17 protein-coding genes are annotated in these 18,477 nt (G+C 65.4%); 9 read left to right on the plus strand and 8 right to left on the minus strand.

Features of this window, described 5'->3' with window-relative positions; translation table 11 throughout:
- Positions 1 to 53: 53 nt before the first annotated feature.
- From trxC to HLH45_RS11210, 6 genes are all read right to left on the minus strand, one after another.
- Positions 54 to 500, minus strand: a complete 447-nt coding sequence (gene trxC, locus HLH45_RS11185; RefSeq protein WP_029818931.1) for a thioredoxin TrxC — start codon at positions 498 to 500, stop codon at positions 54 to 56.
- Between the two features lie 173 nt (positions 501 to 673).
- Positions 674 to 1,039: a DUF1428 domain-containing protein gene (locus tag HLH45_RS11190; protein WP_008571105.1), complete on the minus strand. Its 366-nt coding sequence runs from the start codon at positions 1,037 to 1,039 to the stop codon at positions 674 to 676.
- 363 nt (positions 1,040 to 1,402) lie between these two features.
- On the minus strand, positions 1,403 to 2,533 hold the full coding sequence (locus HLH45_RS11195; RefSeq protein ID WP_008571106.1) for a hybrid sensor histidine kinase/response regulator: 1,131 nt from the start codon (positions 2,531 to 2,533) through the stop codon (positions 1,403 to 1,405).
- Positions 2,530 to 3,114, minus strand: a complete 585-nt coding sequence (locus HLH45_RS11200) for a chemotaxis protein CheB (RefSeq protein ID WP_008571107.1) — start codon at positions 3,112 to 3,114, stop codon at positions 2,530 to 2,532. Before HLH45_RS11200 ends, HLH45_RS11195 begins: the two co-directional genes overlap by 4 nt.
- The gene (locus tag HLH45_RS11205; RefSeq protein ID WP_008571108.1) at positions 3,111 to 3,959 is read right to left on the minus strand and encodes a CheR family methyltransferase; all 849 of its coding nucleotides are present in this window, start codon (positions 3,957 to 3,959) and stop codon (positions 3,111 to 3,113) included. The genes HLH45_RS11200 and HLH45_RS11205 overlap by 4 nt, the downstream gene beginning before the upstream one ends.
- On the minus strand, positions 3,932 to 7,105 hold the full coding sequence (locus HLH45_RS11210) for a response regulator (protein ID WP_008571109.1): 3,174 nt from the start codon (positions 7,103 to 7,105) through the stop codon (positions 3,932 to 3,934). Before HLH45_RS11210 ends, HLH45_RS11205 begins: the two co-directional genes overlap by 28 nt.
- Positions 7,106 to 7,264: 159 nt before the next feature.
- Between HLH45_RS11210 and HLH45_RS11215 the strand changes: the two genes are divergently transcribed.
- Both HLH45_RS11215 and HLH45_RS11220 read left to right on the plus strand, forming a co-directional pair.
- Positions 7,265 to 8,428 carry a PAS domain-containing hybrid sensor histidine kinase/response regulator family protein gene (locus HLH45_RS11215; protein WP_008571110.1) on the plus strand — a complete coding sequence of 388 codons (1,164 nt, stop codon included), beginning with the start codon at positions 7,265 to 7,267 and terminating at the stop codon, positions 8,426 to 8,428.
- Entirely contained in the window at positions 8,421 to 8,789 is a 369-nt protein-coding gene (locus tag HLH45_RS11220) for a response regulator (protein WP_007967477.1), read from the plus strand. The genes HLH45_RS11215 and HLH45_RS11220 overlap by 8 nt, the downstream gene beginning before the upstream one ends.
- Positions 8,790 to 9,016: 227 nt before the next feature.
- Here HLH45_RS11220 and HLH45_RS11225 read toward each other — a convergent pair whose 3' ends face one another.
- Entirely contained in the window at positions 9,017 to 10,600 is a 1,584-nt protein-coding gene (locus HLH45_RS11225; RefSeq protein ID WP_008571112.1) for an alpha-N-arabinofuranosidase, read from the minus strand.
- A gap of 237 nt (positions 10,601 to 10,837) precedes the next feature.
- Here HLH45_RS11225 and HLH45_RS11230 point away from each other — a divergent pair, with 237 nt between their 5' ends.
- On the plus strand, positions 10,838 to 11,887 hold the full coding sequence (locus HLH45_RS11230) for an aldose epimerase family protein (protein WP_008571114.1): 1,050 nt from the start codon (positions 10,838 to 10,840) through the stop codon (positions 11,885 to 11,887).
- Positions 11,888 to 12,154: 267 nt separating this feature from the next.
- Here the strand turns inward: HLH45_RS11230 and HLH45_RS11235 are convergent, their stop codons facing one another.
- A complete protein-coding gene (locus HLH45_RS11235) occupies positions 12,155 to 12,946 on the minus strand; it encodes a cytochrome C assembly family protein (protein WP_008571117.1) in 792 nt (263 codons plus the stop codon).
- Between the two features lie 330 nt (positions 12,947 to 13,276).
- Between HLH45_RS11235 and ffh the strand changes: the two genes are divergently transcribed.
- The 6 genes from ffh to trmD all read left to right on the plus strand — a co-directional run bounded on the left by ffh (position 13,277) and on the right by trmD (position 18,440).
- Complete coding sequence (gene ffh, locus HLH45_RS11240; RefSeq protein WP_008571118.1) at positions 13,277 to 14,653, plus strand: signal recognition particle protein; 1,377 nt, start codon at positions 13,277 to 13,279, stop codon at positions 14,651 to 14,653.
- Positions 14,654 to 14,846: 193 nt separating this feature from the next.
- A complete protein-coding gene (locus HLH45_RS11245; RefSeq protein WP_008571119.1) occupies positions 14,847 to 15,917 on the plus strand; it encodes an NAD(P)H-dependent flavin oxidoreductase in 1,071 nt (356 codons plus the stop codon).
- A complete protein-coding gene (locus tag HLH45_RS11250) occupies positions 15,908 to 16,705 on the plus strand; it encodes an aminotransferase class IV family protein (protein WP_008571120.1) in 798 nt (265 codons plus the stop codon). The genes HLH45_RS11245 and HLH45_RS11250 overlap by 10 nt, the downstream gene beginning before the upstream one ends.
- A 97-nt stretch (positions 16,706 to 16,802) precedes the next feature.
- On the plus strand, positions 16,803 to 17,060 hold the full coding sequence (rpsP, locus tag HLH45_RS11255; protein ID WP_003484223.1) for a 30S ribosomal protein S16: 258 nt from the start codon (positions 16,803 to 16,805) through the stop codon (positions 17,058 to 17,060).
- Positions 17,061 to 17,103: 43 nt separating this feature from the next.
- Complete coding sequence (gene rimM / locus HLH45_RS11260; RefSeq protein WP_008571121.1) at positions 17,104 to 17,616, plus strand: ribosome maturation factor RimM; 513 nt, start codon at positions 17,104 to 17,106, stop codon at positions 17,614 to 17,616.
- A gap of 65 nt (positions 17,617 to 17,681) precedes the next feature.
- Positions 17,682 to 18,440, plus strand: coding sequence for a tRNA (guanosine(37)-N1)-methyltransferase TrmD (gene trmD, locus HLH45_RS11265; protein WP_008571122.1), 759 nt, complete (start codon positions 17,682 to 17,684; stop codon positions 18,438 to 18,440).
- Positions 18,441 to 18,477: the final 37 nt, after the last annotated feature.

Raw genomic sequence — 18,477 nt, forward strand, 5'->3', positions numbered from 1 at the left:
CCTGCAGGTGGATGGGCCAACTGCGTGTATGCGCAGCTGGCCGTCGTGTCGTTTCACCGCTTGCTCAGGACAGAGCGCACCCAGTTGACGATTTGCGCGCTGCTCACTGCGCCGGAATGACGGCCTAGTTCCTGCCCACCCTGGATGACCAGCAAGGTGGGAATGCTGCGGATGCCAAAGCGCGTGCCCAGCGCCGGATGCAGGTCGGTATCCACCTTGGCCAGGCGCACCTGCGGTTCCAATGCTGCAGCGGCTGCGGCAAATTGCGGCGCCATGCTCAGGCATGGCCCGCACCAAGGTGCCCAGAAATCCACCACCAGCGGCAGTGCACTGCGCACCGCATGCTTGTCGAAATCTGCAGCCGACAAAGCCACCGGCGTCCCCAGGAACAGCGGCTGATGGCAGCTGCCGCAGTTGGGCGCATCGCGCAGGCGCGTGGGCGCAATACGGTTCATCGCAGCGCAACTCGGGCAGGCGATCAGTAGTGGTGCATCGGTCATGTGGGTCTCCAGTCGGCGGCGCTGCCTGCGCTGTCTTCGGCCATCGCTGGCGGCGCATGCTGCATGCGGCCAGTGTAGCGATCACCACCAGCGATTCCGTGCCCAATGCCAGCGGCGGCACCAGCCTGCGCATGCCTGGCCAAGCTCCTGCGGGCCGCCACGCGCCACACCGCTCACGCCGATTGGCCCAGCGCCACGATCGGCACGAAGCCACCGTAGACCATGCGCTTGCCATCGAATGGCATCGGATTGACCGACGGGTCCATGCGTGGGTCTTCCATCATCTTGCGCATGCCCTCATCGCGGGTGGCCTTGTCCGGCCATTCGATCCAGGAAAACACCACGGTCTCTTCGGCGGTGGCATCCACGGCGCGATAGAAATCGGTCCATTGCCCCGGCTGGACATCGTCGCCCCAACACTCCACTACACGCAGCGCACCGTATTCCATGATGACCGCATCGCCCATGCGGGCATGCGCGATGAATGCTTCTTTGTTGGCCGTGGGGACGGCAAGCACAAAACCATCGATATACGACATAACCACCTCCGCAGACGGGGTGCACGGTGTGCACCCGAGGATGACCAAGGGATGTTGGTACGACCAAGAACTGGAGAGCAGTGGGGCAGGAGCGTGCGTCCAGCGCGCTGGCCGCACGAGCATACGGCGCATGGGGTGCAACGGCACTGCTTGAGTTGGCTGTCACCTGGGCCGCCTGGCGCACTGCCAAGGCGCTGGCTGTCGGGCTCGCTGACACGGCGGCAGCGGATCTGTTGTGCGTTGATCGACGGCAGCGCGCTGTTGGCCCCTCTTGCTGGAGGCCGCGGCAATCCATCGGCCAAGATGCGCTGGTCGCACACCTGCGCGCGCCTCGGCACTGCAGCCGCCGGGAACGTGCGGCGGTCAGGCTGCCAGGTTGTGGCGGCGCAGTCGTGCTTCGAAGACCACATCGCCGTCCTCGTTGCGCGCCTGCAGCGTGCCGCCGTGTGCCTTGACGAACTGGTCGGCGATGAACAGGCCCAGTCCCAGTCCTTGGCTGGCATGGAAGCTGGCCTTGAACGGTTCGAACAGGCGCGGCATCAGGCTGTCGGGGATGCTGCCGGCGTTGCGCACCGACAGGCGCAGGGTGTCGTGTTCGCGTCCATCCAGATGCACCTGCACCGGATGGCGTCCGCCATGCAGGACGGCGTTGCCGACCAGATTGGACACGACCTGCGCCAACCGGTCGCCATCCCCATCGCCATCCAGGTCGCCCTCGGTGCGCAGGTCGATCGTAGTGTGCGGATTGGCCTGCGCCACTTCGCCCACCACGCTGTGCACCACCTCGCCCAGGTTGCATGGGCCGAACTGCATCGGCAAACCATCGGTGCGCAGGCGCGAAAAATCCAGCAATTGCTCGACCATGCGCGACATGCGGTGCGCGCTGTTTTCCAGGTGTTCCAGCGTGCGCGCCGCCGAACTGTCGGCATCAACATCCAGGCCGAGTTTGTCGGCGCACAGCAGGATCACCGACAGCGGCGTGCGCAGGTCGTGGGTGAGCACGGCCATCATGGTTTCGTTGAGCGTGAGCGCGCGTTCGAGCGAGGCATTTCTCGCCTTGAGCAGCCGCCGCTGCTGGTACAACTCGATGAACACGTTGACCTTGCTCAAGATCACGTGCGGCTCGATCGGCTTGTGCAGAAAATCCACGGCGCCGGTTTCATAACCCTGGAAAGCGCGCATCGGATCGTTTGGCGAGGCGGTCAGGAAAATGATCGGCACATGCCGGGTGCGCTGCGAACCGCGCATCAATTCCGCTAGTGAAAAGCCGTCCATTTCCGGCATGTGCACGTCCAGCAGCGCCAATGCCACGTCGTGTTCGAGCAGCAGTTCCAGCGCCTGCGCACCGGAAGCCGCGCATAGCACGCGGATGCCGTCGCGTTGCAGCAGCGCTTCCATGGCCACCAGGTTCTGCGGCACATCGTCCACGATCAGGATCTTGGTCGATTCGGTGTCGTCGCTGCTTGCAGCCAGGCCGGTCGCGGTGAGGTTCATGCGTGAAAAGCTTCCAGTCGGGTGCAGATGGCTTGCAAGGTCAGCACCGCATCGGCGCCGGCGTGGGCGAGAGCGGAGGCGGGCATCAACGAGGCGGCGGCGTCATCGGGGCGCTGGATCCAGGCGGTACCGCCCACCGCACGCACCGCGGCCACCCCGGCGCTGCCGTCGCTGCTGGCACCGGTGAGCAGGATCGCCAGCAGGCGTTCGCCGAAGACATCGGCAGCCGATTCGAACAGCAGGTCGATCGCCGGGCGCGAAAACAACACCGGCGCATCCATCGACAACGCCAGGCTGTGGCGGGTTTCCACCAGCAGGTGGTAGTCGGGCGGGGCGATGGTGACGGTGCCGGGCAGCAGCGGTTGCTTGTCGTCGGCCTCGCGCACCGGCAACGCGCAGCGCGCATCCAGCAGCTCGGCGATGTGGCTGGGGCGGTCGCGCGGCAGATGCAGCACGACCAACACCGGCATCGGCAAATCCGCCGGCAGCCCGGACAACAACGCCTGCATGGCCATCACGCCACCGGCGGAGGCACCAATCACGATCGCATCGAAACACTGGGCTGCAGACGCGCGGCTCATGCGGCCTTCCGATACAGCCGCTGCTCGCGCGCGCAGGCTTCGAAGGCCTGCGCGTGCGCGCCGAACTGCAGCGACTCCTTGCTGCCCAATCCGAGAAATCCGCGATGCACCAATGCGTCGTAGAACAGCCCCACCGCGCGATCCTGCAAGCTGCGGTTGAAATAGATCAGCACGTTGCGGCATGACACCAGGTGGACTTCGGAAAACACCGTGTCGGTGGCCAGGCTGTGATCGGCGAACACGATATTGCGTTTCAGGCGCCGGTCGAACACCGCACCGTCGTAAGCGGTGGTGTAGTAGTCCGACAGCGAGGTGCGGCCACCGGCGTCCAGATAATTGCGGCTGAACTGCGCGATACGATCGATGCCATAGGCGCCGGCTTCGGCCATGCCCAGCGCTTCGGGGTTGATGTCGGTGGCGTAGATCACCGCCTTTTCCAACAGGCCTTCTTCGTGCAGCAGGATGGCCAGGGACCAGACTTCTTCACCGGTACTGCAGCCTGCCACCCAGAGCTTGATCGAGGGATAGGTACGCAAGACCGGCACCGCATGCTCGCGCAGGACGCGGAAATATGCCGGGTCGCGGAACATCTCCGAGACCTGCACGGTGAAGAACTGCATCGCCTGCGCGAAGGTGTCCGGCTCGTGCAGCAGACGGTGCTGCAGATCGGCCACGCGCGCGCAGTCGAAACGCGCCATCGCGTGGCGCATGCGCCGTCGCAACGACGACACCGCATAGTCGCGGAAGTCGTAGTGATAGCGCTGGAATACCGCTTCCAGCAGCACGCGCAGTTCCAGGTCGAACAGCTCTACCGCGTTCATTGCCGCGAGCACCACACGCGGCACAGCGAGACCAGCTTGTCCACGTCGATGGGCTTGGCGATGTAGTCGTTGGCGCCGGCTTCCAGGCAGCGTTCGCGGTCGTCGGCCATGGCCTTGGCGGTCAGCGCGATGATGGGCAGATCCTGCCATTGACGGTTCGTACGGATCTGCCGCATCGCGGTGATGCCATCCATCTCCGGCATCATGATGTCCATCAGGACCAGGTCCACCTCGTGCTTGGCCAGGTGCTCCAGCGCCTCGCGGCCATTGCGTGCGATCTGCAGCGTGACGCCCAGCGGTTCGAGCACGCTGGAGAGCGCAAAGATGTTGCGCACGTCGTCTTCGGCCAGCAACACGGTGGCGCCGTCCAGCACCGCGTCGCGGCGGCGTGCTTCGCGCAGCAGGCGCTGCTGATCGCTGGGCAACGAGGCTTCCACGCTGTGCAGGAACAGCGTCACCTCGTCGAGCAGGCGTTCCGGCGAGCGCACGCCCTTGATGATGATGCTCTTGGAATACCGGCGCAGGCCTTGTTCTTCGTCGCGGGTCAGGGCGCGCCCGGTGTAGACGATCACGGGAGGGAAGGCGACCGCATCGTTGCCGGCCATGCGTTCGAGCAGGTCGTAGCCGCTGCCGTCGGGCAAGGCCAGATCGGTAACCATGCAATCGAAGGTGGAGCGTGCCAGCTGATCCATCGCCTCGGCAATGCTGCCGACCGCGACGATGTCCAGCTGGTCGCGCGCCAGCAGCAATTGCAGGTTCGCGCGCAATGCGCTGTCGTCTTCGACGATCAACAAACGACGCACTGCGCGTGCATTGGTTTCTTCCAGCTGGCGGATCGCACCGGCCAGCAGTTCGCGCGTGGCCGGCTTGATCAGGTAGCCAACCGCACCAAGCTCCAGCGCAATCTGGCTGCGTTCCAGCGCGGACACCACGTGGACAGGCACATGGCGAGTGGCCGGATCGCGCTTGAGGCGTTCGAGCACGCTCAGACCGGACGCATCCGGCAGGCCGATGTCCAGCAGGATGCCGCTCGGGCGCATCTCGGCGGCCAGGCGCAGGGCCTCTTCTGCGTTGGGGGCCACCACGCAATCGAAATCCAGTTCGTGGGCCAGTTCCACCAGTGCTTGCGCAAAGCGGGTGTCGTCTTCCACCGCCAGGATCAGCCGGCCGGGGCGGCTGCGTTGGTCGCGATCGTCGTCGGCCCGTTGGATCGGTGCAGCGTTGGGCGATGCGATTGGCACCGGCACCGTGTGGGCCACCGCACCACCAGATGCGCCGGATTGCGCACCCATCGCGCTGCCGTTGCGTTGTTGCACATGGGCAGCAGACGCCGGGCCTGCGACCGCGGCGGCGTTCGTAGCTGTATCGGCAGGGCCGGTCACCTCCGCAGGTGCGCCATCGGTCGGCAATTCCAGCGTAAAGCAGCTGCCGCGCCCGGGCTCGCTGTCCACACTGATGCTGCCGCCCATGCGTTGGGCCAGGTCGCGCGAAATCGACAGACCCAACCCGGTACCGCCATAACGGCGGCGCGTGCTGCCGTCGGCCTGACGGAACGCTTCGAAGATCACCTCGCTCTGTTCGCGCGCGATGCCGATGCCGGTATCGGTCACCGCAAAGTGCACACGGCCGGGCGCATGCGCCTGGACCGTCAAGCTGACCTTGCCGTGTTCGGTGAACTTGATGGCGTTGGCCAACAGGTTCTTCAGGATCTGCTGCAGGCGCTGGTTGTCGACGACCAACTGTGCCGGCGCGCCGGCAGCTGCCGCGATCTCCAATGCCAGACCCTTCTGTCGCGCCAGCGGTTCGAAGGTTTCGCGCAGGCGTTGCAGCACCGAATCGGTGACGACCGTTTCGTCGGCCAGCTCCACGTGCCCGGCTTCGATCTTGGACAGGTCCAGGATGTCGTTGATAAGCGCCAGCAGGTCGTTGTTGGACGACAGGATCGCCTGCGCATATTTCACCTGCTCGGCGCTGAGCGTGCCGTCCTTGTTGTCGGCCAGCAACTTGGCCAGGATCAAGGCGCTGTTGAGCGGCGTGCGCAACTCGTGCGACATGTTGGCCAGGAATTCCGACTTGTAGCGCGATGCAGTGGACAACTCGTTGCTATTGCGCACCAGCTGATTCTGCGCGATCAACAAGGCCTGCTTTTGCGCCTCAAGCGCCTGCGTGCGCTCTTCCAGCTGCACGTTGGTCTGTTCCAGTTCTGCCTGCTGCACTTCCAGGTCGCTTTGCGATTGCTGCAGGCTACGGCTCTGTTCTTCGAGTTCCTCGTTGGCCACGCGCAGTTCTTCCTGCTGGGTCTGCAGTTCCTCGCTCTGTCGCTGGGTTTCTTCCAGCAACGCCACCAGCTGCGCGCGCAGCAATGCGGTGCGCAGTGCCAGGCCGATGTTCTCGCCGCAGCGTGCCAGCAGTTCTTCTTCGCGCGAGCCGGCGGTGCGTGGGTCGGTCACGCGCCCGAGCTCGATGACGCCGATCACCCGGTCGTCGGCGGTGATCGGCGCCAGCAGCAGCTCCTGGCAGCTGCTCTGGCCCAGCCCGGAGGCAATCTGCAGATGCCCGGCGTCCATGCCACGGATGCGACGCACCGTGCCACGTTGCAGCACTTCGCCGAGCTGGCCGGCTGCGGTGGGCAGCGTCTGCGGCAGATCCGGCGGCAACGCCGCACCACCGGTGAGTCGCAGACGGTCGCCCTCGATGCGATACAGCGCGCCGACCTGCGCATCCAGTGTCTGGCACAGTGCGCGCACCGCGGCGTCGGCCAGCTCCTGCGGTGCCTGATCGCCGCGCAAACTGGCTTCGACCGTGTTTTCTGCCTGCTGCAACCATAGTGCGAATTCGGCCTGGCGGCGTGCGCGGATCGCCTGCATCACCACCAACGCCATTGCCAGGAACGACACGCCGCCAATGCTGCGATTGACCGAGGAAAAGCTCGAATTCGTGCTTGGTGGCGCGAGCTGAAAACCGATCGCCAGCAAGACACACGACAGCACGCCGACGATGAGTGGCACCTGCGGGCGGTTCTGAAACACCGTCACGCCCACTGCCACGAAGTAGGTCAGCCACACTGCATAACCGAGCGGGGTCACCAGTTCCATGCCCAGCGTTCCAGCCATCAAGGCCCCCGCGATGACCCACACCCAGCGGTCGCGTGTGGTCGAGATGGTGTGCATAAGGTGCGTGGACCGAACTGGAAGGGCGGTCATGGTAGCCGATAACTTTCACGCACAAATCGCCGGGAAATTGACGCTTTTTGCTGCCGGGTTGGCTTGCACGCAGCCTTCACGTCGCTATCAATATGGTCCCGCGCTTTTCCGGAGAATCATCGCGCGATGGATGCGGAAACGGCCGTCGACAGCGCAGGGCCGCTTTCTTACGACAGCCGGCAGTGTCAGCTGTTGGTACAGAGCGTGTCCGATTACGCGATCTATATGCTCGATATCGGTGGGCATATTCGCAGCTGGAACCCCGGCGGCGAACGCATCAAGGGCTACAGCGCAAGCGAGGTCCTGGGCACGCATTTCTCGCGATTCTACTTGCCCGAGGATGCGCAACGCGACGAACCCAGCCGCAATCTGGAAATTGCCAAGCAAGCAGGGCGCTTCGCTGCCGAAGGTTGGCGCCTGCGCAAGGACGGCAGCCGGTTCTGGGCCAGCGTGGTGATCGAACCGGTGCTGGAATTCGGCGTGCTGGTCGGGTTTGCAAAAGTCACCCGCGATCTGACCAAGCGCCATGAAGCGCAGCAGTTGCTGCAACAGGCGCAGCAGGCGTTGCTGCAATCGCAGAAGGTCGAAGCCTTGGGCCGGTTGACGCTGGGCATGGCCCACGATTTCAACAACCTGCTTACGGTGATGGTGACCAGCCTGGACCTGATAGCGCTGCGCGCTGGCGAGGATGCGCGCACCCGCATGTTGATCGAAGTGGCCCAAACTGCGGTGGATCGTGGCACCTTGTTGACGCGGCAACTGCTCGCTTTCGCGCGCGGGCAACAGCTGAACCCCGAGCGCCACCCCGTCAACGACATCGTGACCCGTTCGCTGGAACTGTTACGGCGTGCTTGCCCGCCGGGTGTGAGCTTGGCGTTGCAGTTCGCCGACGCACTGCCGCATGTGCGCGTCGACCCTGGCCAGCTGGAGGCGGCGCTGCTCAACCTGGTCTTCAATAGTTGCGATGCGATGCCCGCTGGCGGCAGCATCGTGTTGCTGACTTCTGCTGCGCAACGACCCGAACCCTCAGGCCACCAAGGCGTCCTTCGCCCGTACGTCGCCCTTGCGTTACGCGACGATGGTCCGGGGATGTCCGCGCACGTTGCACAGCGCGCCAGCGAACCTTTTTTCACCACCAAAGATGTCGGCAAGGGCTCCGGCCTGGGCTTGAGCCAGGTCTATGGCTTCGCATCCCAGTCCGGTGGCTTCGTCGAGCTTGAGACCGCACCCGGACGCGGCACCACCGTCACCGTGTTTCTCCCGGCCGTCGAGGAGGCCGAGCATGACTGAATCCCTTCGCCTACTGATGGTGGAAGACCAAGAAGAACTGCGCGAACTGATCGGCGAAGCGCTGCGCGATGCCGGCATCAGCGTCGACACCGCCGATGATGGTCACAGCGCGTTGCGCATGGTGCGCGACAGCGGCCCGTACGACGTGGTGTTCAGTGATATCCGCATGCCCAACGGCATGTCGGGCATTGAGCTGAGCGAGCAGGTGGCGCAACTGCTGCCGCAGGCACGCGTGATTCTGGCCTCGGGATTTGCCAAGGCGCAGTTGCCGCCGTTGCCGGCTCAGGTCGATTTCCTGCCCAAACCCTACCGCCTGCGCCAGCTCATCGACATGCTCAAGAGCACTCCCGCCAACGCGTAGACGTTGGCTGGGCGTGCGGCATCGACGGTGCTGCTAGTGCGCCTTGTCGATGGCGCCTTCAACCCGACGTGTCACGCCGGCACGGCGACGTGACCACCAGGCACACCAGATGCAACGATCGCGCCCGGTTCGAAGGCGCGCCCGCGCGCGGCAACGCGGCGCCACACGGCTGGCGGTGCCCGACACGTCATGCGCCTGGGCAGGCCCTGTGCATTGCATCCGATCGCTCATCGCAACTTGAGCATCACGATCGAATGCGCCGGCAGCGCCACGTTCACTGCCTTGCCTTGGACACGTGCGCCTTTGAATGCCGCCGGCGCAACGGCCTGTGGCTGCGCATAGGTGTTGTACGTGGTGATCGCCGGTGCGGTCAGGATCTGTCCCTCCACCGCACGCAGCGGCAGCCCTTCCACCTGCACGCTCACAGCCGCCGCCGCAGTCGCGTCCAGGTTGGTCAGCGCGAGATACACATGGCCGTCCTTCGCCTTGACCGCCGAGCCGTGCACGGCCGGCACCTGCGTGTCGCCATGACGATACGCAGGTGTCTGCAATTGCAGCGGCAGGTGTGTGGCGTCCTGGTAGGGCTTGTAAAGCGCAAACACGTGATAGGTCGGCGTCAGCACCATCTTCTCGCCATCGGTGAGGATCATCGCCTGCAGCACATTGACCATCTGCGCGATGTTGGCCATGCGCACACGCTCGGCATGCTGGCTGAAGATGTCGAAGTTGAGCGACGCCACCAGCGCGTCACGCAGGCTGTTTTGCTGCTGCAGGAAGCCGGGATTGGTGCCTGGCAATGGCGCATACCAGGTGCCCCATTCGTCCACGACCAGGGATACTTTCCTGGCCGGGTCGTACTTGTCCATGATCGCGCTGTGCTTGGTGATCAGCTCGTCCATCACCAGCGTGCGTGACAACGTCTGGATCCACGCGGTTTCGTCGAACGTGGTCGAAGACGCGCGCGGCGGCCAGCCACCGGGAATGGTGTAGTAGTGCATGCTCAGCCCATCCATGAACTTGGTGGCCTCGCGCATCATCACCTCGGTCCAGTGATAGTCGTCGTCGCTTGGGCCGGGCGCGATCTTGAAAATCTTCTGGTTGGCCGGCGACTTGACGAAGGTCTGGTAGCGGCGAAACACATCGGCTGCGTACTCCACGCGCATATTGCCGCCGCAGCCCCACAGCTCGTTGCCCACACCGAAGTAGGGAACCTGCCAGGGCGCATCGCGGCCATTGGCGCGGCGCTCGTTGGCCAGGCTCGAGCGTGTCGGCGCGGTCATGTATTCGGTCCACTGCGCAATCTCCTCCGGCGCAGCATCGCCCACATTCCCGGCGACATAGGCCTGGGTGCCGAGCAATTCGGTGAAGTCCATGAACTCGTGCGTGCCGAAACGGTTGGACTCTTCCACACCGCCCCAGTGCGTGTTGACCCGGATCGGGCGCTTGCCCGGCGTGCCGACGCCATCGCGCCAGTGGTATTCGTCGGCGAAGCAACCTCCAGGCCAGCGGATGTTGGGCACGGCAATGGCTTTCAGCGCGGCGACCACGTCGTTGCGATAGCCGCGCGTATTGGGGATCGGCGATTCCTCGCCCACCCACACGCCACCATAGATGCCGGTGCCCAGATGCTCGGCGAATTGGCCGAACAGGTGCCGTGACACCTGCGCGCCGGGCTGGTCCACGCGCAAGGTGCCGCTGGCTTTGACCTCGGCAGCGAAGCTGGCCGGCACGCTGGCAAGCGCGGTGGCGACGAAAACGGCGTTCAACAGCTGCCTGCGCGATGCCTGCAACGCGGGGGAAATCCACTGCATCGGGTCGGTGCTCCTGTGCTGGTCGATGGTCGGGTGGGTGCTGCTGCGATGGGAAGTGCGCGGCTAGCGTAGTGCCGGTGGCCGCCCTTTGTATTGCTGCAGCGCGGCCGCTGCAGGCGAGCGCGGCAGTCGCTTCGCCACTGCAATCGCCTCGCCGGCCAGGATGTGCGCGGCGGCATGGTCGGCAGCCATCGCATGCGGCTATGCTCGCGGGCTACCTCATCGGCAGGACGATCCATGCAGCGAGTGTTCGGGCAGTTGCCAGACGGTGTCGAAATCCATGCGCTCACGCTACGCAGCCAGGCTGGTCTGCAGGCGGAGGTGCTCACCTACGGCGGCATCCTGCATACGCTGCAGTTGACCACCGCACAGGGTGTCGTGCCGCTAGTGCTGAACCTGCCGGATCTAGCCGCCTATGCTGCCGATGGCGACAGCCTCAACATTCTGGTGGGCCGCTTCGGCAACCGCATCGCCGGTGCGCGTTACACCCTGGAGGGCGTCACCCACGTGCTGGCCGCCAATGAGGGGCGTAACCAGTTGCACGGCGGGCTGCGCGGTTTCGGGCGACGGGTGTGGAGCGTGCTGGAGCAGGCGCCGGACCAGGTGCTGTTGGGCTACGACTCACCCGATGGCGAAGAGGGCTACCCCGGCAATCTGCATGTGCGCGCGCACCTGCAGCTTCACGGGCTGAGCCTGCAGCTGAACTTCCAAGCGCACTGCGATGCCGCGACTGCGTTGAACCTTACCCACCACCCGTATTTCAATCTGTCCGGCGATCCGCAGCTGCGGGCCGCAGCGCAGGTGCTGCGCGTGCCGGCCGATCGCTACCTGCCGGTGGATGCCGAGTCGATCCCCACGGGCGAGATCGCATCGGTGACCGGTACGCCATTCGATTTCCGCCAGCCTGCTGCGCTGGCCGACAACACTCAGCCGGCGCATCCCCAGATCATCCTCGGCAAGGGCTATGACCAATGTCTGGTGCTGGCCGCCGACGCGGACTGCGTTGCCGAGCTGTACTCCCCGCACAGTGGCGTGGCGCTGCGCATCAGCAGCGATGCCCCGGCGGTGCAGGTGTACGAAGGCCAGCATCTGGACGCCCACCATCCCGGACTGGGCCGTGGCGTATGCCTGGAGCCGCAGGACTATCCGGACGCTCCCAACCACCCCAACTTCCCTTCGACCATCCTGCGGCCGGGCCAGACCTACCGCCGCAGTATCAGCTATCGCTTTGCCAAGGCGGGGCCGGACCAGCCCTGGGACGCCGTGCGCGCCGCGCTGGATGCGTGAGAGATTTCAGCGCTTGGGGGTTGGCTGAGCTGCGTCGTGCGGGCGCGACCCGGCGCCGCTGATCGCAGTGCCGGTTCTGAAGTCGCAAGACCTTCAGTTGCCGCAAGCCTGGGTTGCCAATGCTCTGGTGTGGCCTGTGCCCGTAGCAGGCCGCAGAAGTTCGATCCATGCGCGCGGCCAGCGCACCGGCCAGGATGTGCAATCCAGGCGATCGCACTTCGCCGTGTTCGATTTCACATCTGAGACGCTGGGCTAGGCCAACCGCGCTCAACGCGGCCCCAGCACCAGCTCGATGACGAACTTGCTGCCGAAGAACGACAGCACCAGTAGCGCCATCGCGGTCAGCGTCCAGTGCACCGCCTTGGTGCCGCGCCAGCCATTGCGCCAGCGGCCGATCAGCAGCGCACCGAACACGATCCACGACAGGATGCTCAGCACGGTCTTTTGCAACAGCCGCTGCGCCAGGAAGTCCTGCACGAACAACAGGCCGGTCAGCAGGGTCAGGCTCAACAGCACAAAGCCCACCGTGATCGTGCGGAACAGCAGCGTTTCCAGCTCGGTCAGCGGTGGCAGTGCGCGTAGCCAGCTATGGAAATCGCGCCGCCGCAACGCGCGTTCCTGCAGCCACAGCATGATTGCCAGCAGCGCCGCGATGCCCAGCGTGGCGTAGGCCAGCAAGGCCAGCCACGCGTGCAATTCGAGTCGCCAGCCCAGATCCGAACTGGGCTCATGGCCGTAGGCGTGGTAGCTGGCCAACAGGATCGCCGACAGCGGGAACACCACCACACCCACCGCCGCCATCCGCCCGCGGCCGCCGAACACCGCCGTCAGCGCAGCCATACCCAGCCCGCACAACGACAAGGCCGCGAAGAAGTGCATGTCCGGCCCGCCGGCGGTGCGCACGGCCACCAGCACGTGGTAACCGGCGTGCAAGGCCACTGCAGCCAATGCGGGCGCCAGCCAGTGCGCAGGCGATTGGTTGCCATCGCGCAACACCGCCCGGGTGAGCAGTGCCGTGGCAAGCAGATACAGGGCGAACGCGATGAGAACGATTGTCATCGTGGAAGTTTCGCATGGTGGGGCCGGGATTGGGGATTGGGGAATCGGGAATCGGGAATCGGGGAAGCCTGGCAATGGGTCGCTGGGGTTTTGCTGGCCGGCAGGGGGGGGGCGGTACCTCGCATGAAGCTGGGTGCGCCGGGTGCGCAGTAGAGCGTCTATTACCGGCCTTGCTGCCGTTCTGCTCGTCGCAGTCCCGGTCCCGGCGGATTGCCCGCCGCGCGGTGCGGTCGAAGAGTTCCTTAAAAGGTCACGTTTCCGGGGCTGGGGCCGGCCGCCAGCCGGTGCCGCTATAATCGGCACCCGTTTCCCCTCCGCGGTCCTTTGCGCATGTTCGAGTCCCTTACCCAACGTCTCTCCGGCACCATGGAGCGCCTGCGCGGCCGCGGCCGCCTGACCGAGGAGAACATCCGCGAAGCCACCCGCGAAGTGCGCATCGCGCTGCTCGAGGCCGACGTGGCGCTGCCGGTGGTGCAGGCGCTGATCGAGCGCATCAAGGTGCGCGCAGTCGGTCAGGAAGTGCTCAAGTCGCTGACCCCGGGCCAGGCGCTGATCAAGGTGGTGCGCGACGAGCTCACCGCCGTCATGGGCGCGGCCGCCACCGACCTCAATCTCAACGTGCCGGCGCCGGCGATCGTGCTGATGGCCGGTCTGCAGGGCGCAGGCAAGACCACCACGGTCGGCAAGCTCGCCAAGCACCTGAAGGAAAAGCGCAAGAAGAAGGTCATGGTGGTCTCGGCCGACGTCTACCGCCCGGCCGCGATCGAGCAGCTCAAGACCCTGGCCGAACAGGTGGGCGTGCTGTTCTTCGCCTCCGACGCCTCGCAGAAGCCGGTGGACATCGTGCGCGCGGCCATCTCCGATGCGAAGAAGTCGTTCGTCGACGTGTTGCTGGTCGATACCGCCGGCCGCCTGGCGATCGATCAGGCGATGATGGACGAGATCAAGGCGCTGCACGCCGCGGTCAACCCCACCGAAACCCTGTTCGTGGTCGATGCGATGACCGGCCAGGACGCGGCCAACACCGCCAAGGCGTTCGGTGAGGCGTTGCCGCTGACCGGCGTGGTGCTGACCAAGACCGACGGCGACGCGCGCGGCGGCGCGGCACTGAGCGTGCGCTACATCACCGGCAAGCCGATCAAGTTCGTCGGTACCGGCGAAAAGACCGACGGCCTGGATGTGTTCCATCCCGACCGCGTTGCCAGCCGCATCCTGGACATGGGCGACGTGCTGTCGCTGGTGGAGCAGGTCGAGCACAGCGTCGATCAGGAAAAGGCCGCCAAGCTCGCCGCCAAGGTCGCCAAGGGCAAGAAGTTCGACCTCAACGACATGAAGGAACAGCTCGAGCAGATGCAGAACATGGGCGGCATCCATGGGCTGATGGACAAGCTGCCGGGCATGGGCCAGATCCCGGACAACGTCAAGCAGCAGGTCACCGGCAAGGAAGTGCCGCGCATGATCGCCATCATCAATTCGATGACCAAGAAAGAGCGCCGCAACCCCGCGCTGCTCAACGGCTCGCGCCGCGCCCGCATCGCACGCGGCTCGGGCATGCAGCCGGCCGACGTCAACAAGCTGATGAAGCAGTATCAGCAGATGGAAAAGATGATGGGCAAGCTGGCCGGCGGCGGCATGAAGGGCCTGATGCGCAACATGAAGGGCATGATGGGCGCCATGGGCGGCCGCGGCGGCATGCCGTTCCGCTGAGCAACCTGCGTACGCCGCGCTGCGAAGACATTCGCAGGCGCAGTGCGTGCATCTTGCGCTGGCCCTTGTGCTGGCGTGGCAGACCACTTCAAGGTAGACGGGCGCGGCAGGTGCCCGTGCCCGTGCCCGTGCCGGCATCAGCGTTTCTCCATCGCGGTTACCATGCGCAATCTCATGGTGTGCGAAGTGATTGATGACCAGGTTTTCCAACGTCGATGCCTTCCAGCAGCGCTTTGGGCTGCGCTTGCCGATCCTGCTCAGTCCCATGGCCGGCGCCTGCCCGGTGCCGTTGTCGGCGGCGGTTGCCAACGCCGGTGGCATGGGCGCGATGGGTGCGGTGTTATCGCAGCCGCACGACATCGTGGCGTGGATGGCGGCATTCCGTGAGGCCAGCGCAGGGCCTGCGCAGATCAATCTATGGATTCCCGACCCGACACCTGCACGCGATGCGGCCACCGAGGCGCGGCTGCGCGCGTTTCTTGCGCAGTGGGGGCCACCGGTGGCGGAGACAGCGGGCGATGCGACACCTGCCGATTTCGATGCGCAATTGGATGCCTTGCTCGCTGCGCGGCCAGCAGTTGCCTCATCGATCATGGGTGTCTTTCGGCCCGATCAGGTGGAGCGTCTCAAGAATGCCGGGATCGCCTGGTTCGCCTGCGCGACCACCTTGGACGAAGCCCTTGCGGCGCAGGCAGCAGGCGCCGATGCAGTGGTTGCGCAAGGGGCCGAGGCCGGGGGTCATCGCGGTGCGTTCGAGGCCGGCCGCGCAGCGCAGCAGATGACCGGGCTGTTGGCGCTGTTGCCGCGTCTGGTCGATCGTCTCGATGTCCCGGTCATCGCGGCCGGCGGCATCGCCGATGCGCGCGGCATCGCGGCAGCGCTGACCTTGGGCGCAAGCGCGGCACAGATCGGCACCGGCTTGCTACGCACGCCCGAAGCTGCATTGCCGAGCGCCTGGGCCGACGCGTTATCTCAGGCAGAGCCGGAGCACACCCAGCCAACCCGTGCATTCTCGGGCCGGTTGGGGCGCGCGCTGACCACAGCGTATGTCAGTGCAGCAAGCGCTGCAGACGCACCGCCACCCGCGCCGTACCCGGTGCAGCGCGGGCTCACCGCGCCGATGCGCCAGGCGGCCGCGCGCGATAACCGTCTGGATGCGATGCAGGCCTGGGCCGGCCAATCCGCCTGGATGGCGCCTGCACAGCCGGCTGCGCATGTCGTGACGCAGTGGTGGGAACAGGCGCAGGCGCTGTTGTGCCGTTGATCTTCTGCAATGGCATGGCCGCCACCGCGCAGCAGCTCAGTGCCGCGGCGTTGAACAATTACGGCCACTTCACCACGCTGCAGGTGCGCAACAACGCTGCGCTTGGGCTGGACCTGCATCTGCAACGGCTGCAGCACGACAGCGCAGCCCTGTTTGGTGCTGCCGTCGATATTGAGGCCATTCGCGCGCAGTTGCGCGCCGCACTGTCGGTCGCCGGCAGTGCCGATGCGAGCGTGCGCATCACGGTGTTTTCGCAGGATTTCGACCTGCGCGATCCAGCGCGCGTCGTTGCACTGGATGTGTTGATCGCGCTCTCGCCCGCTGCGCAGATGCCAGCAACTGCTGTGCGCGCGCAGCCGGCCTGCTACGTGCGCGAGCAGCCGCTGTTAAAGCACGTCGGCACCTTTGCGCTGCTGCAACTGCGCCGTCAGGCAATGCTTGCCGGGTTCGACGACGCGCTGCTGATCGATCCGCAAGGCCGGCTAGTGGAGGGGGCATTCTGGAATCTGGGCCTGTGGCAGCAGGGCAGGGTCGTGTGGCCACGGGGGCCGGCCTTGCCCGGCACCCGGCAGCGGCTGCTGCAGGCCGGGCTGCAAGCGATTGGCATCGAGCAGGACACGCGCCCCGTCACGCTGGACGAACTCCACGGATTCGATGGCGGCTTCAGCTGCAATGCGCGTGGGCAACAGGCGTTGGCGGCGGTCGGGTCTGTGCAGTGGCCGGACGCCGCCGCCCAGCTGGCAATTCTGGAGCAGGCCCTGCAAACCCAGGCCTGGCAAGCGATCTGAGCGGTTCAGGGGTGACTTGGCTTCGCCGCCGGAGCCCGCTATAATCGCCGGCTTACCGCGCCACTCTGGCGACTGGGCAACTCAGGAAAACAACACCATGGTCAAGATCCGACTGACCCGCGGCGGCGCCAAGAAGCGTCCGTTCTACCACATCATCGTGACCGACGTGCGCAGCGCGCGCGACGGCCGCAACATCGAGCGCCTGGGTTACTACAACCCGGTTGCCCAGGGCGCAGAACCGCGCATCGTGCTGGACGTCGCACGCGTCGACCATTGGGTCGGCAACGGCGCGCAGCTGACCGACAAGGTGCGTAACCTGTATCGCGAAGCCAAGTCTCAGGCCGCTGCGGCCTGATCTTGAGGGCCGGGTGTTGCCACCTGGCCTAGAGTCGACGCAGATGAAGCAGACCGAGCGCCGCATCCTGTTAGGCAGGATTGTCGGCGCTTTTGGTGTCAAGGGTGAGCTGAAGCTCGAATCCTGGACCGAGCCACGAACCGCCATCTTCCGGTACCAGCCGTGGATCGTGCGCGCGCCATCCGGACAGGAGTCGGTGGTCAGCGGCGTGCGTGGGCGCGATCAGGGCAAGAATCTGATTGCGGTGTTCCCCGGCGTCACCGACCGTGACACGGTCGAAGCCATGCACGGGACTGAAATCTATGTCGCGCGCAGTGCGTTGCCGCCGCCCAAGCCCGACGAATATTACTGGGTGGACCTGGAAGAGTTGCAGGTGGAAACCGTCGAAGGCGTCAAGCTGGGCACGGTGTCGCACCTGTTCTCCACCGGCTCCAACGACGTGGTGGTAGTGCGTGGCGATCGCGAGCGGATGATTCCGTTTGTGTTCCCGGATTTCGTCAAGTCGGTCGACTTCGACGCCAACCTGATCGTGGTGGACTGGGATCCGGATTTCTGATCAAAGCGGTGCTTCGGCGCTGCGCTTGACTCTACCCATTCCCCAATTCGACTCCCGATTCTCCAGTGCGCATCGACGTCATTAGCCTGTTTCCCGAGTTCATCGCGCAATGCGCGGCGTTCGGCGTGGTCGGGCGTGCGCAGGAGCGCGGCTTGCTGGAATTGCAGGGCTGGAATCCGCGCGAGCATGCGCAGGGCAACTATCGCCGCGTGGACGACCGTCCGTTCGGTGGCGGGCCCGGCATGGTGATGCTGATCGAGCCGTTGCGGGCCTGTCTGGAGACGGTGCAGGCCGCAGATACGCGGCCAGCGCCCGTGATCTACCTCAGCCCGCAGGGGCGTCCGCTCACGCAGGCGCTCGCACGCGAGTTGGCGCAGTTGCCGCGCATGGTGTTGTTGTGCGGCCGCTATGAAGGCGTGGACGAGCGCTTTCTGGCGCAGGCGGTGGAGATGGAAATCTCCATCGGCGATTACGTATTGTCCGGCGGTGAATTGGGTGCTGCAGTGCTGGTGGACGTGGTGGCGCGGTTGCAGGACGGCGTATTGAACGATGCCGAATCTGCCGCCCAGGACAGTTTTGAAGGGCCGCAAGGCCTGCTCGATTGCCCCCATTACAGCCATCCGGCGACCCATGCATGGGGCGATGTGCCCGATGTATTGCGTTCGGGCAACCATGCGGCAATTGCGCGCTGGCGCCGGAAGCAATCGCTGGGCCGGACCTGGCTGCGCCGCCCGGACCTGCTCGACGAGGCGGGGCTGGAGAAGAACGATCGCCGTCTGCTGGACGAGTTTCGCCGCGAACTCGCCCCGGACGACGAGAAATAAAGGGCTCACCCCTAGCTCTTGCAAGATTGATTGGGGT

Origin of the sequence: Xanthomonas euvesicatoria (assembly GCF_013112235.1) — a bacterium.
GTDB classification, from domain to species: domain Bacteria; phylum Pseudomonadota; class Gammaproteobacteria; order Xanthomonadales; family Xanthomonadaceae; genus Xanthomonas; species Xanthomonas euvesicatoria.

Excerpts from the sequence above, each read along its gene's own strand:
- HLH45_RS11200 (WP_008571107.1), bottom strand. The coding sequence starts at position 3,114 with ATGAGCCGCGCGTCTGCAGCCCAGTGTTTCGATGCGATCGTGATTGGT.
- rimM (WP_008571121.1), top strand. The coding sequence starts at position 17,104 with ATGAAGCAGACCGAGCGCCGCATCCTGTTAGGCAGGATTGTCGGCGCT.
- HLH45_RS11245 (WP_008571119.1), top strand. The coding sequence starts at position 14,847 with ATGACCAGGTTTTCCAACGTCGATGCCTTCCAGCAGCGCTTTGGGCTG.
- HLH45_RS11195 (WP_008571106.1), bottom strand. The coding sequence starts at position 2,533 with ATGAACCTCACCGCGACCGGCCTGGCTGCAAGCAGCGACGACACCGAA.
- HLH45_RS11215 (WP_008571110.1), top strand. The coding sequence starts at position 7,265 with ATGGATGCGGAAACGGCCGTCGACAGCGCAGGGCCGCTTTCTTACGAC.
- HLH45_RS11230 (WP_008571114.1), top strand. The coding sequence starts at position 10,838 with ATGCAGCGAGTGTTCGGGCAGTTGCCAGACGGTGTCGAAATCCATGCG.
- HLH45_RS11210 (WP_008571109.1), bottom strand. The coding sequence starts at position 7,105 with ATGCACACCATCTCGACCACACGCGACCGCTGGGTGTGGGTCATCGCG.
- ffh (WP_008571118.1), top strand. The coding sequence starts at position 13,277 with ATGTTCGAGTCCCTTACCCAACGTCTCTCCGGCACCATGGAGCGCCTG.
- HLH45_RS11220 (WP_007967477.1), top strand. The coding sequence starts at position 8,421 with ATGACTGAATCCCTTCGCCTACTGATGGTGGAAGACCAAGAAGAACTG.
- HLH45_RS11235 (WP_008571117.1), bottom strand. The coding sequence starts at position 12,946 with ATGACAATCGTTCTCATCGCGTTCGCCCTGTATCTGCTTGCCACGGCA.
- HLH45_RS11190 (WP_008571105.1), bottom strand. The coding sequence starts at position 1,039 with ATGTCGTATATCGATGGTTTTGTGCTTGCCGTCCCCACGGCCAACAAA.
- rpsP (WP_003484223.1), top strand. The coding sequence starts at position 16,803 with ATGGTCAAGATCCGACTGACCCGCGGCGGCGCCAAGAAGCGTCCGTTC.
- HLH45_RS11225 (WP_008571112.1), bottom strand. The coding sequence starts at position 10,600 with ATGCAGTGGATTTCCCCCGCGTTGCAGGCATCGCGCAGGCAGCTGTTG.
- trxC (WP_029818931.1), bottom strand. The coding sequence starts at position 500 with ATGACCGATGCACCACTACTGATCGCCTGCCCGAGTTGCGCTGCGATG.